The sequence below is a fragment of the Streptomyces sp. NBC_01217 genome (genome assembly GCF_035994185.1).
Classification (GTDB): domain Bacteria; phylum Actinomycetota; class Actinomycetes; order Streptomycetales; family Streptomycetaceae; genus Streptomyces.
The window spans coordinates 5,853,812-5,868,181 of the sequence record NZ_CP108538.1; the positions used below are offsets into that span (position 1 = coordinate 5,853,812).

Below are 14,370 nucleotides of genomic sequence, written 5' to 3' on the forward strand. Positions count from 1 at the left end.
CATCCGCGGCCGCCCCACACACCTTGTGCCGTGCTCCGTGCTAGCGCCGGCCGAGGCCCCGGTCGACCGTGGTCATCAGCTCGCCGTCGTCCGTGTCCCCGTCCAGCGACCAGAACATCGCGCCGCCGAGACCGTTCCTCCGGATGTACGAGGTCTTGGTGCGCAGTACCTGCGGGTCGTCGTACGTCCACAGGGTGGTGCCGTCGAACAGCCAGGCGCTGCCGTCCCCGACGTTCCGGTGGACCTTGTACGTGCCCGAGTCGGCCAGCTTCTTCAGGGCCTTGTAGTCCTCGTAGCCCGCCGCCCAGGTGGCGGGCGCGGGCGCCGCGGCCGGCTGGCCGAGGCCGTCGCCGCCGCCCGTGACGCCGGTCCAGCCCTGACCGTAGAACGGCATGCCCATCACCAGTTTGCGGGCGGGCGCGCCGCGCTCGATCCAGTCGTGGACGGTCTGGTCGACGCTGAAGTCGCCCTTCGCGTACAGCGCGGACTGCTGGGCCGTGGTCGCCTCGCCGGAGACATGGAAGTCGTAGCCCTGGAGGTTCACGAAGTCGAAGTCCCGCATGATGCGGCGCACATCGAAGCCCGCGTCGATCTTGGCGGGGGCGGTGGGGACGAACGCGGAGAGCTCGTAGTGCTTGGGCTTCGCGCCGTGGCCCTTCCGGGCCTTCGCGTTGCTCTTCGCGTAGGCGTCGAGCTGGGTACGGAACTCGTGGACCAGCGCGGTGAAGTTCCGCTTGTCCTCGGGGCGGAAGACCGTGTCCGTGTCACCGGCGGAGCCGGGCCACTCCCAGTCGATGTCCACGCCGTCGAAGAGACCGGCCGCGGCGCCCTGGCCGCCGCGCGTGCCGTCCACCGGCAGGTTGCCCTTGATGTACAGGTCGATGCAGGAGGAGACGAACGCCTTGCGGGAGGCGGCGGTGCGGGCCGCGTCCGAGAAGTGGGTGGACCAGCTCCAGCCGCCCAGGGAGATCAGGACCTTGAGGCCGGGGTGCTTGGCCTTGAGCTCGCGCAGCTGGTTGAAGTTGCCCGCCAGGGCCTGGTCGTCGGTGTCGGCGACGCCGTCCACCGATCCCGCCGCGTCCAGCGGGCGGACGTAGTCGGCCCAGGCGTCGGCCTCGCCGGGCACATTGCCCGTGAAGCACTTGCCGTCGGCGCTGACGTTGCCGAACGCGTAGTTGATGTGGGAGAGCTTGGCCGCGGTGCCGCTCGTGTCCAGGTCCTTGACCTGGAAGTCGCGTCCGTACACGCCCCATTGGGTGAAGTAGCCGACGCGCTTGTACGCGGGGGAGGAGCCGTGGTGACCGGTGTCGCCGTGGCCCTTGCCGTGATCGGACGAGGCGGAGGCGGCGGGGGTGAGGCCGGCCGCCAGTGTGACTGCGCAGGCGGCAACGGCCAGGGAGGACAGGGTTCTTCGACGCATGAGGCCCGTTCCTGTGCGTGTGCTGAGAGGTACATGAGTCGTGCTCTGCGGAGAGGAAACTATTGGTCTGGACCAAAAGGGGTCAAGAGGTTGGGGGGAACCCGGGCGAGAAGGGGCGGAGCTCTCCGGTGACCGGCGGCGGGATATGCGTGTGGCCCTGACGAATCATCACTTCGGGTGAAACTCTGGCCTGTGCTTGCGATCCACAACCGACGGTTGCCAGTCTGTTGCAGACCGTCAACCTGTTGGGAGTGGCCTGTGGCTTTCGGTGAGCAGCCCGCCTATCTGCGTGTTGCGAGCGATCTGAGAGAGAAGATCGTCAACGGTTCGCTGCCGCCGCATACGCGCCTGCCCTCGCAGGCCCGTATCCGCGAGGAGTACGGAGTCTCGGACACCGTCGCACTGGAGGCGCGCAAGGTGCTGATGGCCGAGGGCCTGGTCGAGGGGCGCTCCGGTTCCGGTACGTATGTGCGCGAGCGCCCGGTCCCGCGCCGGATCGCCCGCTCCGGCTACCGGGCGGGTGCCGGGGCCAGTCCGTTCCGCCAGGAGCAGACGGCTGAGGGAGTGCGCGGGACCTGGGAGTCCCGCAGTGAGCAGGAGGGTGCGAGCGTCGAGATCGCCGAGCGTCTGGGCGTCGAGCCGGGTGACCGGGTGATGCGTACGAGATACGTCTTCCGGGAGGCCGGGGAGCCGATGATGCTCTCCACCTCGTGGGAGCCCCTCTCCGTGACGGGGCGTACGCCGGTGATGCTGCCGGAGGAGGGCCCGTTGGGCGGCTGTGGGGTGGTCGAGCGGATGGCCGCGATCGATGTCGTCGTGGACAACGTGGCCGAGCAGGTCGGCGCGCGGCCGGGGCTGGCGGAGGAGCTCCTGGCGCTCGGCGGGGTGCCGGGGCATGTGGTGATGGTGATCGAGCGTACGTATTACGCCTCGGGGCGCCCGGTCGAGACGGCGGACGTGGTGGTGCCGGCCGATCGGTTCCGGGTCGCCTACCACCTTCCCGTGAGGTGATTCTGTCGGATGACCGATACTCGGAGGGCGCTGTCCGGCGCCGGTGACGACAAGTTAACGCCCCGTCTGGTCCCTTAACCGAGGGGCAATCACCGACTGTAACGACTTGTCATGTCCAGCTCCTAACTTCCCGTTCGTACCCGCACACCGGACGACGAACGGGGAGTCACCTATGACGGACACCGGCACCGCCACACATGAGGGGGCCGGGGCTCCACAGGCCCCGGCCCCCGCTTCCTTGCCCGGCGCTCCCGCGCCCGCCGCGCCCCGGCGCAGTTACGCGAAGCTCGCCGCCGACGAGAGTCGTGAGGACTACTCCCTCCGCTACGCGCCGCACTCCTTCCGGCGCTGGTCGCCGTCCATGGTCGCGGGCACCGCGCTCGGCGGGATCGCCTATCTCGCCGACTTCGCGATCGGCGCCTCGATCGTCTTCACCTACGGATTCACCAGTGGACTCGCCTCGATCCTCGCCGCCGCGGCGATCATCTTCCTCACCGGCATACCGATCGCCCGGGCCTGTGCGAAGTACGGCCTGGACATGGACCTGGTCACCCGCGGCGCCGGGTTCGGATACTTCGGCTCGACGCTGACCTCGCTGATCTACGCGTCCTTCACCTTCATCTTCTTCGCCCTCGAAGGCTCGATCATGGCGCAGGCCATGCACCAGGCCGTCGGGCTGCCGGTCGAGGCCGGCTATCTGCTGACCACGCTCATCGTCATCCCGATCGTCTTCCGGGGCATGGGGGCCCTCGCCAAGGTGCAGGCGTGGACCCAGCCGGTCTGGATCATCGGCCTGGTGCTGCCGTTCGTCGTGCTCGCCTTCGAGGCGCCGGACGCCTGGGGCGCGTTCGGCTCCTTCGGCGGTACGGAGGGCGCGGGTTCCGGGTTCTCCTGGATCGGCTTCGGGCTGGGTACGGGTGTCGCGCTCTCGCTCATCGCCCAGATCGGCGAGCAGGCCGACTATCTGCGCTTCATGCCCGCGAAGACCGAGGCCAACAAGCGGCGCTGGAACCTCGCGGTGCTCGCCGCCGGGCCCGGCTGGGTCATCATCGGCGCGGCGAAGCAGCTCGGCGGCGCACTCCTCGCCTTCGTAGCGCTGGAGGCGGTCGGCAAGACGCACGCGCTGGAGCCGATCGCACCGCAGATCGAGGCGCTGAAGCCATGGCTCGGCTCGTTCGCCCTGCCCGCGGCGGCGGTCTTCGTGATCGTGTCGCAGATCAAGATCAATGTGACCAATGCCTACAGCGGTTCGCTGTCCTGGTCGAATTTCTTCTCGCGGATCACCCACAAACACCCTGGCCGCGTCTGGTACATCTTCCTCAACCTCGCCATCGCTCTCACGCTGATGGAGATGAACATGTTCGCGGCCCTCAACAAGCTGCTGGGCTTCTACTCGAACGTGGGCATCGCCTGGATCGCCGCCGTCGCCGCCGATCTGGTCATCAACAAGCGGATCGGGCTGAGCCCCCGGTACATCGAGTTCAAACGGGCCTACTTGTATGCGGTGAACCCGGCCGGATTCGGCGCGATGGTGATCGCGTCGACCGTCTCGATCCTGGCCTTCTTCGGGCTCTTCGGACGCTATGCGGAAGCCTTCTCGACCTTCATCGCGGCCGGACTGGCCCTGACCCTCTGCCCGTTGATCGCCTGGGCGACGAAGGGGAAGTACTACCTGGCCCGCCCCAATCCGGTGAACGGGCCCGGCGCCGAGATCGCGGACATCACCGCCACCCACACCTGCGCGGTCTGCGAAACCGCCTACGAACTGCCGGACATCGCCGACTGCCCCGTACAGGCAGGGCCGATCTGTTCGCTGTGCTGCTCGCTGGACGCGGAGTGCGGGGACGTCTGCCGCAAGGAGCCGGCGGCCGGACCCGTCCTCATGCCGATACCGACGGTGCGTACGGCGATGGCAGAGGCGCAATAGCCGCAGGTAAACCGGCGGCATAACTGCTGCAGGGGGGCGCATCCAACTGGGTGCGCCCCCTTTTTTTATGGCCGGATCGGTATCTCTTTGTGTAATTACGTATCCGTTGAGTGAAGGTCAGGCGTAGGCTCCGGCATATGCGTACTGCGGTTTCCTGGGGATCCTTAGAGACGTACATGCCGTTCGAGGGAGGGGCGCAATGCTCGGGAGGGGCGCAATGAATGACAGCGGTGCCGAGCTCCCTTGGCTGGTGATACGGCAGGACGACAACGGCAATCGCTACCGCGTCGGCAGGTTTGCCACGCAGGGCGAGGCCCAGAAGATCGCCGACAAGCTCGACGCCCGTGGTCACAAGCAGCTCTACTGGGTGGAGCGCATCGGGCAGAGCGCCCGGCCGTAGGACGGGGGCGTTACGCTCCGGCTCATGAACGATCGCGTGGTGGTGGCCGGAGCCGTCTACGACCGGGGCCGTCTGCTGGCCGCGCGCCGCAGCGCCCCGCCCGAGCTGGCCGGCCGGTGGGAGCTGCCGGGCGGAAAGCTGGAGCCGGGGGAGAGCGGCGAGCAGGCGCTCGTACGGGAACTCCGTGAGGAGCTCGGCGTGGAGACGGAACCCCTGGAGCGCATCCCCGGCGAATGGCCGCTGAAGCCCGGGTACGTGCTCCGGGTGTGGACGGCCCGTCTGGTGTCCGGGGTGCCCGCACCGCTCCAGGACCACGACGAGCTGCGCTGGCTCGGGCCCGGTGAGAGCGATGCGGTCGACTGGCTGGACCAGGACCTGCCCGCGGTCGCGGAGGCGATGCGCCGTCTGCCGGACGGCGCACCCCGCTGACCTGGAACACCACGGCGTGCGCCGCCCGTGAGGGCTTCGGTGGCGCGTGGTGATGGGGCTGTGCGCCCTTCTCCCCGGGTGCATCTGTTCGTGCGCGCGGACATACACCCGTACGCCCCACGTGCCGGGCCCGGCGATAGGGCACCCCAAATATCGGGTATGTGCTGATTAACCCCCGTAAACAGGACGTTCCCGTTGCTGGTCTTGGAAGTGGTCGGCGTGATCGACACCGAAGGCGACTGCGCCGAGTGGACCTTTCCGGCTGTGCCGGGCGCCGTGCGCTCCGCGCGGCATGCCGTCCATGAGGCGTTGCGCGGCTGGGGGCTCGACACCGCCGTCGCGGACATGACGGTTCTGCTGGTCAGTGAGTTGGTGACCAACTCCATGCAATACACAGCGGGCCCCATCGGCGTACGGCTTCTGCGTCCTCATCTCAACGGTGACGCCCCCGTGACCCGCTCCGGGCTGCTCGTGGAAGTCTCCGATCCGCTTCCGGACCCGCCCACCGAACGTATGGCCGGACCCGACGACGAGGGCGGCCGAGGGCTGCAGTTGGTGGCCTGTTCTGCTCGCCGCTGGGGGACCAGGCGCGGAAAGACCGGCAAGACCGTGTGGTTCGAGCTGGCCCTGCCTGGTTAGGAGTGGGGTGGGACGCACAGCGATCATCCGAGGTCGGCCGGAGGCCGGGCGGAACCTGGCCGAAAGGGACTGAGACCTTGCTGTGATCGTGAACGCCGTGCCGGTAGGGGCCGTAGTGCTGAATACTGCGGGCAGGACCGGTCCGGTGTGTGAGCTGGAGGGGACGGTCGCGTGAGCGAAATACCTGGGACAGCGGGCGACGTTGTGTGGCAGAGCAGCCCGCCTGGCTCGATCTATGACTACATCAGGGTCGCCTCCTTCTCGATCGGCCCCGACGGCCTGATCGAGCAGTGGAGCCGGAGGGCCGCCGGTCTCTTCGGCATTCCCGCGGACAGGGCGGTGGGTACCGATCCGGTCGAGGCCTTCATGCCCGCCGAACTGCGCAGGGACGGCCACAGCCGGGTCGGCGAGATCCTCGACGGCAAGGAGTGGACGGGCCTCGTCCCCTTCCGGATCCCGGGCGAGAACCCCGTGCACGGGCTCGCGGAGATCTATGTGATGCCGAGCGAGACGGGCTCCGGGGAACGGGCCGCGCTCTGCATCGTCGTGGACGTCCGCGCGCTGCGCCGCATCGAGACGGACCTCGCCGCGTCACAGGCCATATTCGGCCAATCTCCCTTCGGCTTCGTGCTGTTCGGCACGGACCTCACGGTGATACGGGCCAACCAGCGCTTCGCCACCGTCTTCGGCGGCCAGGCCGCCGACCACCGCGGCCGCACGGTCGACGACTACCTCGCGCGCCCCGAGGCGGACCGGCTCACCGCCACCCTGAAGCGCGTACTGGAGACCGGCGTGTCCGTCACCGACCTCCAGCTCGTCGGCACCACGCCCGGCGGCACCGGCAGCCGCCACTGGTCCATGAACCTCTACCGCGTGCACAGCGGATCGGGCCGCCCCATCGGCATCGCCGGACTGGCCACCGATGTGACCCGGCGGCACATCGCCGCCCGCGAGGCCGCCAGCGCCCGCCGCAACCTCGCCCTGCTCAACGAGGCCAGTGCCCGCATCGGCAACTCCCTCGACCTGGAGACCACCGCCCGGGAACTCCTCGACGTCGCCGTGCCCGGCTTCTGCGACCTCGCCTCCGTCGACCTCTACCAGGGGCTGCTCACCGGCGAGGACGCACCGCCCGGCCGCTGGGACTCGCTGCGCCAGGAGTCCGTCGGCGGCTCGGCCGAGCTGCGCCGCGTCGCCCTCGCCAGCGCCGTGTCCGACGCCCTGCCCGCCACCGCCGCGGACACCGCCGCACACGCCACGGGCACCGGCCCGCCCGCGCTCGGCGCCGTACACCGCTTCTCGTACAACTCGCCCTGCGCCATCGCCCTGCGCACCGGCCATGTCGAGGTCGTGCCCGGCGACGACCGGAGCTTCGTCCACTCCACGCTCGCCGTGCCGATGGTCGCGCACGACACGGTGGTCGGCCTCGTCCAGTTCTCCCGTACGAAGGGCAGCGAATCCTTCGGCGAGCGGGACCGGGCACTGGCCACCGAACTCGCCGCCCGCGCCGCGGTCTGTATCGACAACGCCCGTCTCTACCGGCGCGAGCACGAGCGCGCCCTGATCCTCCAGCGCAGCCTCCTGCCCCCGGGCGACCCCGTGGCCGCCGGCCTCGACATCGCCTGCCGCTACCTCCCCGGCAACACCGCCACCGAGGTGGGCGGCGACTGGTTCGACGTGATCGAACTCCCCGGCCACCGCACCGCCCTCGTCGTCGGCGACGTCATGGGCCGCGGCCTGCGCGCCGCCGTGGCCATGGGCGAACTGCGCACCGCCGTAAGGACCCTGGCCCTCCTGGACCTGGAACCCGCCGAGGTGCTCTCCGCGCTCGACGAGGTCGCCCGCGGGCTCGGCACCCCCGGCGGCAGCGCCTCCTCGTCCTCCGGCGGCGGCGCTCAGTGGCCCTCACGGGCCTCCCACAAGTCCCGCGAGGCCGATCTCTCCGAGGTCTACCTGGCTACCTGCGTCTACGCGGTCTACGACCCGGTCACCCGGCGGTGCACCTTCGCCAACGCCGGCCATCTCCCCCCTGCCGTGGTCGAGCCCGGCGAACCGGCCATGCTGCTCGACGTCCCGCCCGGGATGCCGCTCGGCGTCGGCGGCGAACCCTTCGAGGAGGTCGAGGTCGAACTGAAGGAGGGCGCGCTGCTCGCCCTCTACACCGACGGCCTCGTCGAGTCCCGCGACCATCCGCTCGACGAAGGGCTCGACGCCCTGCGCGGTGCGCTCGTCGCACCGGAGCGGCCGCTCGAAGACGTCTGCGACCACGTGCTGGCCACCCTCGACACCCGGCACGGCGAGGACGACATCGCCCTGCTCATGGCCCGCATCCAGGGTCTGCCTGCCGACGCCGTCGGCGACTGGCGGCTGCCCCCCGAACCCCGCTCCGTCGGCCGCGCCCGTGAACTGGCCCGTGGCCAGCTGCTCGCCTGGGACCTCGAAGAGCTGGTCGACACCACCGAACTGCTGGTCAGCGAACTGGTCACCAACGCCCTGCGGTACGGGGAGGGCGAGATCCGGCTCAGGCTGCTGCGCGACCGTACGCTCGTGTGCGAGGTGTGGGACGCGGGTCTCGTCCAGCCACGGCGGCGGCGGGCGCGCGACACCGATGAGGGCGGGCGCGGGCTGCAGCTGGTCGGGCTGCTCAGCGTGGGCTGGGGGTCCAGACGGACACCGCGCGGCAAGACCGTCTGGTTCGAGCTGGCCCTGCCCGACGGGGAGCCCGCCGCCGAGCGCACGGTCGAGCAGTTGCTCAGCATGTTCTGAGCGGGGCGGGGCGGGTCGGGGCGGGATGCCGGGCTGCGCCCCGTCAGGACGCCGTTTTCAGGGCGGCGAGGCGGGCCTCCACCTCGGCGCTGTCTCCCAGGCTGTCCAGCTGCTCGAACTGGGCGTCCAGGGACGACGCGGCGAGCTCCTGCTTGCCCAGCGCCCTCGCCTCCTCGCGCCGCACCTTGTCCTCGAAGCGGCTGAGCTCACTGGTCGGGTCGAGCACATTGATGTTCTTGACGGAGTCCATCATCCGGTTCTGCGCCTGGGCGGACTTGGCGCGGGCCACGAGCTCGTCACGCTTGGACTTCAGCTCCGTCAGCTTGGTCTTCATCTGGTCCAGACCCGACTTGAGCTTGTCCACCACCTCGGTCTGCGAGGCGATCGTCGGCTCCGCGGTCCTCGCCTCCTTCTCGGACTGGAGCTGACGGCCGAGCGCGACCTTGGCCAGGTTGTCGAACTTGTCCGCCTCCACGCCCGCCCCGGCCGCCCGCAGCTCATCGGCCTTGCGGCTGGCGGCGAGCGCCTTGCCGCCCCACTCCTTGGCCGCGTCGACATCCTCGCGGTGGTCCTGCTCCATCAGCCGCAGATTGCCGATGGTCGCGGCGACCGCCTGCTCGGCCTCCGAGATGTTGGCCGTGTAGTCGCGGATCAGCTGGTCCAGCATCTTCTGCGGGTCCTCCGCCTGGTCCAGCAGCGCGTTGATGTTGGCCTTCGCGAGCTGGGTGACGCGGCCGAGGATGGTCTGCTTGGTCATGGCGCTTCTCCTGTACGGGAATGGGTGGGAATAGGTGCGTTCTCTCGTCGGCTCAGAAGCGGCCGCCGCCGCCCCGCCGACCGCGCGTGCCCCCTCCGCCGAAGCTGCCCGGCCCGCCGCCCCCTCCGTAACCCCCTCCGAAGCCACCGCCGAACCCTCCTCCGTAACCTCCGCCGCCGCGGCCGCCCCCGCCGCCCAGGAGTCCGCCGAGGATGATCCCGCCGAGCACCGCGCCGCCGACCCCGCCGCCTCCGCCCCGCATTCCGCCCGGGCCGCTCTGGCCCCCGTACGCGCGCACGTCCTGTTCGGCCAGGCCGCGGGCCTGCCCTGCCAGCGAGTCCGCCTGCTGCGCCTCGGCCAGCGCGCCCTGGGGATCGTCGGCCCCGGCCAGTTCGCGGGACCGGTCGAGCCGCCGCTGGGCCTCCGCGAGGCGGGTGCGGGCCTGGCTGCCCACGGCTCCGCGGTTCGTGGTGATGAAGTCGGCCGCGGCGGCGATCGTCGAACGCGCGGTGAGCGTCGCCCGGTCGAGCAGGGAGCGGGCCCGCTGGTTGCCCTGCTCCTGTTCGCGCGCGCCGGCCAGCGCCTCGTCGAGCGCCGCGTCCGCCTCCTCCACCCTGCGCAGTGCGTCGATGGGGTCGTACGGACCGGCCCGCATCTCCCCCCGCACATCGCCCAGCACCGATTGCGCGCGGGCGATCCGGCCCCGCAGATCGGCCGTCGACACACCCTCGCTGGTGCCTTCGAGCAGCCCGCCCGCATCCGCGAGGTCGGTCTCCGTCTCGGTGAGGGCGGCAGGCAGTCTGCCCGCCGCCTCCGCGAGTTCCCGGCCTCGCCGGTCCACGGCATCGACGAGGGTGGTCGCCTGGTCGACGGCGCCCTCGGTGGCCCGTACGTACACCGCCGCCGCGGCGTTGTTCCCGCTGTCCACCGACTGCCGGGCCTGATTGAGACCGGAAGTGGCGAAGACGAGACGGTCCTTGGCTTGTTCGACGGCACCGGCGACCGGCGCGGAGGCCGACTCCGCGTACCGGCCGCGCATCGCGCTCAGGGCGGCGTCGGCGGTGGAGACGCGGCCGGCGAGAGCGCGGAAGGCGGCCTCGGCCGAGGCCAGGGCCTGCGGAGCGTTACGTTCCAGGGCGCGCAGCCGGTCGAAGTCCTCGGACACGGCGTCGAGGCGGCTGTTGGCGTCTGTGCAGCGGCTGATGATCTCGTCCAGCATCCGGCGCCGCGTCGCGTCGTCCTCGGGGAAGGCGTCGTCCAGCTGCTGGCGCAGCCGGAACGCGGCCGTCAGCTCGCCCTTCGCGTGGCCGACCGCCTCGGTGAAGGGTGCGGCGGCCTCTTCGCCGAACTGGGCGGTGGCGAAACCCAGTTCCTCCTCGCTGGTGCGGACCGCGTCGTCGGTGTCAACCAGCGTCTCCTTCGCCCGGGCGTCGAGCTCCGGCAGCGGGGTCGGCGGCGGTTGCTGCCCGCCCGCCCCGGCGGAGCCCGGACCCCAGCCGGTCGCACCGGGCGTGGTACGGGTGGTGGCCCGCCTCCTGCGCCGGGTGTACGCATAACCGGCCGCCGCCGCCGCCCCGCCGACGACGACCACCGGAAGAATCAGGTCCCCGGCGCTCGACCCGCCGGAACCGCCCGCTGCGGGGTCGGCGACGCCAGGCGTGATCGTCGGTGTGGGCACGGCCTTGTCGGCCAGCACCGCGGAGTACCCGTTCGCGGCGCCGATCGCCGCTCCCGCCCAGTCGTATTCCTTGAGCGCGGGCTCGATCGCCGTGCTCGCCACGTCCTGGAGCTGGGCGTCGGTGAGGCGCGAGTCCTGGTCGACGGTGTACGCGTACTGCCGGTCGTGGGTGGCGACCGCTAGCAGGACGTCGTCGCGGCCGAGACCGTTCCTGTCGGCGGTCAGATCGGCCCAGCTCTGCGCGGACCGGCCGGAGAAGTCCTGTACGTACACCACGAAGAGCTGGATGCGGCGGTCGGCGTACAGCCGGTCGAGTGCGGCCGTGACCTGGTCCCTGCGGTTACCGAGCGCCCCCACCTTGTCGGTGATCTGCCCGTCCTTGGACAGGGTCACGGGATCGTCGGCGTGAGCGGCCGGCGCGGCGGGAAGGGCCAGCCAGCACACCGTCATCAGCGCGGCGAGAAGGGCCCGGCCCGGTATGGGTATCCGGGATATCCCGGATGTCCGGGATTCCCGGGCACGGCTTACGAGCGGCATCACATTTGTGAGGCTATGTCCACCCTCTGTCACCCGCGACCGGGCGACCGTGCCCCGGTCACCTGGGTGGATGACCTTCATACTGCGACAGCACACCGAAAGACAGGGGGGTACGGACGTGCGTACGCGGATGAAGCACATGGCCGGGGCGGTACGGAACCGGGCGGCCCGCTTCCGCTGGAGCGGGCTGTGGCGGACCTGGCCGAGACGGATCGCGCTGGCCCTGGTCCTCGTGATCGTGGTGCCGGTCCTCACCGCCGGTACCGCCCTGCGGCTCAACTATTCAGGTGACCCCGGCGACGGCACCCGCACCCGGGGCCGCGACGCGATCTGGCTCGGCCACGCCTGGGTCGACGGACGCAAGGACGACGCCGACCTCGCCGCGTTCGCCGCCCGGATCAAGGGGACCGGCATCAAGGACCTGTACGTCCACGCCGGGCCCCTGGAACACGACGGCACCCTGCCCGCCACCCGCCATCCCCGGGCGCGGTGGCTGCTCGACTCCGTACACCGCACCCTGCCCGGCATCCGGGTCCAGGCCTGGCTCGGCGACAAGCTCGCCACCGAGGGGCCGGACGGGCTGCGCCTGGAGCGGGCGGCATCCCGCGACGCGGTCGTCGCATCGGCGCGGCAGATACTCGACGCCGGGTTCGACGGCGTCCACTTCGACCTGGAGCCGCTGCACTCCGGCGATGCCCACTACCTCTCGCTCCTCGACGACCTGCGCGGACTCACCCGGGCCCGCCAGGCCTCCCTGTCGGTCGCCGCCCACCAGATCGACCCGCTGCCGGCGGCGCACCGCGTGGTGGGGGCGCTCAGCGGCCGCCAGAAGTGGTGGTCGCAGGAGTTCTTCGGGCAGGTCGCACGCCGGGTCGATCAGATCGCCGTCATGTCGTACGACACCTGGATGCCGCTGGAGGGCATGTTCGGCGGTTATGTCGCCCAGCAGACGGCGCTCGCACTCGAAGTGACGCCCCGGGACACCGATCTGCTGATGGGGCTGCCGTTCTTCCACGAGAACGACCTCGGACACCACGCGTCCGCGGAGACGGTCGCGGCCGCGGTCCGGGGCACCAGACTGGGGCTGGGGCGCACGGACCGCGGCCGGGAGCGGTTCGGGGTCGCGCTCTACGTCGACTTCGCGGCGCTGGACGGCGACTGGGCGGCGTACCGGGAGGGCTGGAACTGACTCCCGCGTACGCCTCCACGCATGTGGAGGCGCGTCGCCGGGCGTCAGATGGAGAAGCGCTCCTTGACGAGCAGCGGTCGCACCTTCGACTGGAACCCACCGGTCCGGAACGGCCGCTGCAGCAGACCCGGGCGGAGCGCCTGGGCCAGCGCCGCGGCGATCATGCCCTGGTCGAGCGCGAGCATGAAGTCGCTGACCCGCCCGGTGCCGACGTTGACGGAGTCCCGGAATCCGTAACCGTCGTGGTAGGCGCCGAAGTCGCGGTCGAGCGCGCGCAGGTTGGCGATCGCCTCGTCGGGCGCGTACGGCAGGGCGAGGAAGGAGGCGTGCGGGGTGACCACACCGTTGGTGAACGCCGAGGCGGGCGGCAGCGGTTCACCGTCCGTGGTGTACGTACGGTCGGTGTTGGAGGCGTATCCGTCGATCTGCATGCCGATCGCGTCGACGCCGTACTCCTGGTACCCGCCCTCGGGAATGTTGGCGGGCGAGAAGCCCCAGTACCCGTACTCCGCCTCCTCCATGCCGTGCTCGATCTGGCTGCGGACGTAGCGCCGGTGCGTGAGGCCCCAGGAGCGCGGGGACCACTCCGGCTCCGGCACGAACAGCGGCACCATCAGGGCCTCGAACATCGAACCGCCCCAGGTGGGGACGATCTTCCGGCCCCGGTGGGTGTAGTGCCCCTGCCAGACGCGTACGCCGTCCATGGCGACGTAACTGCCCTGAGGGTACTGCTCCTGCCCGTTCTCGGGGACCATCGTGCGCAGCAGGTGCCAGTAGTGGTCGGTGGGCAGCGAGCCGTCCGCTATGCCCAGGTAACTGGCCATGCGCGGCTCGGTGTTGAGCGCGCCGTAGTGGTGGCCGGTGGGCTCCTCGGTGTCGGTCCAGAAGCCGCCGCGCAGCTGGCCGGGACCGGCGATCGGATCGGCCGGGTCGTACGGCGTGTAGTAGTACGACCAGTCGGCGGTGGCCAGGATGCGGGCGACACGGGGGCGCAGGGCGGGCGAGGCGTCGGCGGCGATGCGCAGACCGGTGATCAGCCAGGCGTTGTCGACGGAGGAGAGGAACGGACGCACCGGGTCGCCGGTGCCGGGCCACTCGGTCAGCACCGAACCGTCGTGCGCGTCGTACCAGTTGAGCCAGAAGCCGTGGTGGCGCTCCAGCTTCTCGACGGCCCGGACGGTGCGCTCCAGCCTGCGTTCCATCGTGGCGTCGCTGATCACGCCGAGCCCGGCGGCGGCGACGGTGGACCACAGGCCGCAGCCGATGTTGGTGGGGGACGTCTGGCGCGACTGCACGGGGGTTCCGGAGCCGCTGACGTCGATCTTGTCGACGGCGAGACCGAGGTCGGTCGTCATCGCCTCGATCGAGCGGTACGTATCGCGGAACCAGCGCAGGAGAAGCGATGAGTCCGTGCCGTGCACGGGCTGTGCGGCGCCCGCAGAGGGCGCGGATACGGCTCCGAGGGACAGGGCGGCAGCCCCTGTTCCCACGGCGGTGAGGAATGTGCGACGGTCCATCAGTACACCTCGAAGAAGAGCCACCGGCTGTGGGCGGTGGGCGGATTTCGTTCGTCGGTCGTGATTGAGGGCGCGGGGCGCCGTGACGCGTACGGCAACCGCG

At 70.7% G+C, this 14,370-nt stretch carries 11 protein-coding genes; 7 read left to right on the top strand and 4 right to left on the bottom strand.

Features of this window, described 5'->3' with window-relative positions:
- Positions 1-40 precede the first annotated feature (40 nt).
- Positions 41-1,420 (bottom strand): glycoside hydrolase family 18 protein, encoded by a 1,380-nt coding sequence (locus OG507_RS26315; RefSeq protein ID WP_327369641.1) that lies wholly within the window; start codon positions 1,418-1,420, stop codon positions 41-43.
- A 258-nt stretch (positions 1,421-1,678) separates the two neighbouring features.
- On the opposite strand from OG507_RS26315, the gene OG507_RS26320 reads away from it, so the two are divergent.
- The 6 genes from OG507_RS26320 to OG507_RS26345 all read left to right on the top strand — a co-directional run bounded on the left by OG507_RS26320 (position 1,679) and on the right by OG507_RS26345 (position 8,589).
- Positions 1,679-2,431 carry a GntR family transcriptional regulator gene (locus OG507_RS26320; protein ID WP_327369642.1) on the top strand — a complete coding sequence of 251 codons (753 nt, stop codon included), beginning with the start codon at positions 1,679-1,681 and terminating at the stop codon, positions 2,429-2,431.
- A 172-nt stretch (positions 2,432-2,603) separates the two neighbouring features.
- Positions 2,604-4,358, top strand: coding sequence for a purine-cytosine permease family protein (locus OG507_RS26325; RefSeq protein WP_327369643.1), 1,755 nt, complete (start codon positions 2,604-2,606; stop codon positions 4,356-4,358).
- A 217-nt stretch (positions 4,359-4,575) separates the two neighbouring features.
- Positions 4,576-4,758: an SPOR domain-containing protein gene (locus OG507_RS26330; RefSeq protein WP_327369644.1), complete on the top strand. Its 183-nt coding sequence runs from the start codon at positions 4,576-4,578 to the stop codon at positions 4,756-4,758.
- 24 nt (positions 4,759-4,782) lie between these two features.
- On the top strand, positions 4,783-5,187 hold the full coding sequence (locus OG507_RS26335) for a (deoxy)nucleoside triphosphate pyrophosphohydrolase (protein WP_093896846.1): 405 nt from the start codon (positions 4,783-4,785) through the stop codon (positions 5,185-5,187).
- A gap of 210 nt (positions 5,188-5,397) precedes the next feature.
- Positions 5,398-5,826: an ATP-binding protein gene (locus tag OG507_RS26340; protein WP_327372095.1), complete on the top strand. Its 429-nt coding sequence runs from the start codon at positions 5,398-5,400 to the stop codon at positions 5,824-5,826.
- 204 nt (positions 5,827-6,030) lie between these two features.
- Positions 6,031-8,589 carry a SpoIIE family protein phosphatase gene (locus tag OG507_RS26345; RefSeq protein ID WP_327372096.1) on the top strand — a complete coding sequence of 853 codons (2,559 nt, stop codon included), beginning with the start codon at positions 6,031-6,033 and terminating at the stop codon, positions 8,587-8,589.
- A gap of 43 nt (positions 8,590-8,632) precedes the next feature.
- On the opposite strand, the gene OG507_RS26350 is transcribed toward OG507_RS26345, so the two are convergent.
- Positions 8,633-9,346, bottom strand: coding sequence for a PspA/IM30 family protein (locus OG507_RS26350; RefSeq protein WP_327369645.1), 714 nt, complete (start codon positions 9,344-9,346; stop codon positions 8,633-8,635).
- A 52-nt stretch (positions 9,347-9,398) separates the two neighbouring features.
- Complete coding sequence (locus OG507_RS26355; RefSeq protein WP_327372097.1) at positions 9,399-11,474, bottom strand: TPM domain-containing protein; 2,076 nt, start codon at positions 11,472-11,474, stop codon at positions 9,399-9,401.
- 226 nt (positions 11,475-11,700) lie between these two features.
- On the opposite strand from OG507_RS26355, the gene OG507_RS26360 reads away from it, so the two are divergent.
- Positions 11,701-12,750 carry a hypothetical protein gene (locus tag OG507_RS26360; protein ID WP_442811117.1) on the top strand — a complete coding sequence of 350 codons (1,050 nt, stop codon included), beginning with the start codon at positions 11,701-11,703 and terminating at the stop codon, positions 12,748-12,750.
- Between the two features lie 44 nt (positions 12,751-12,794).
- On the opposite strand, the gene OG507_RS26365 is transcribed toward OG507_RS26360, so the two are convergent.
- On the bottom strand, positions 12,795-14,267 hold the full coding sequence (locus OG507_RS26365) for a glucoamylase family protein (RefSeq protein ID WP_327369647.1): 1,473 nt from the start codon (positions 14,265-14,267) through the stop codon (positions 12,795-12,797).
- Positions 14,268-14,370: the final 103 nt, after the last annotated feature.

What these genes read in the sequence shown, in the direction of transcription:
- OG507_RS26315 (WP_327369641.1), bottom strand. Translation starts at nt 1,420, where the DNA reads ATGCGTCGAAGAACCCTGTCCTCCCTGGCCGTTGCCGCCTGCGCAGTC.
- OG507_RS26325 (WP_327369643.1), top strand. Translation starts at nt 2,604, where the DNA reads ATGACGGACACCGGCACCGCCACACATGAGGGGGCCGGGGCTCCACAG.
- OG507_RS26330 (WP_327369644.1), top strand. Translation starts at nt 4,576, where the DNA reads ATGAATGACAGCGGTGCCGAGCTCCCTTGGCTGGTGATACGGCAGGAC.
- OG507_RS26335 (WP_093896846.1), top strand. Translation starts at nt 4,783, where the DNA reads ATGAACGATCGCGTGGTGGTGGCCGGAGCCGTCTACGACCGGGGCCGT.
- OG507_RS26350 (WP_327369645.1), bottom strand. Translation starts at nt 9,346, where the DNA reads ATGACCAAGCAGACCATCCTCGGCCGCGTCACCCAGCTCGCGAAGGCC.
- OG507_RS26355 (WP_327372097.1), bottom strand. Translation starts at nt 11,474, where the DNA reads ATGACGGTGTGCTGGCTGGCCCTTCCCGCCGCGCCGGCCGCTCACGCC.
- OG507_RS26360 (WP_442811117.1), top strand. Translation starts at nt 11,701, where the DNA reads ATGGCCGGGGCGGTACGGAACCGGGCGGCCCGCTTCCGCTGGAGCGGG.
- OG507_RS26365 (WP_327369647.1), bottom strand. Translation starts at nt 14,267, where the DNA reads ATGGACCGTCGCACATTCCTCACCGCCGTGGGAACAGGGGCTGCCGCC.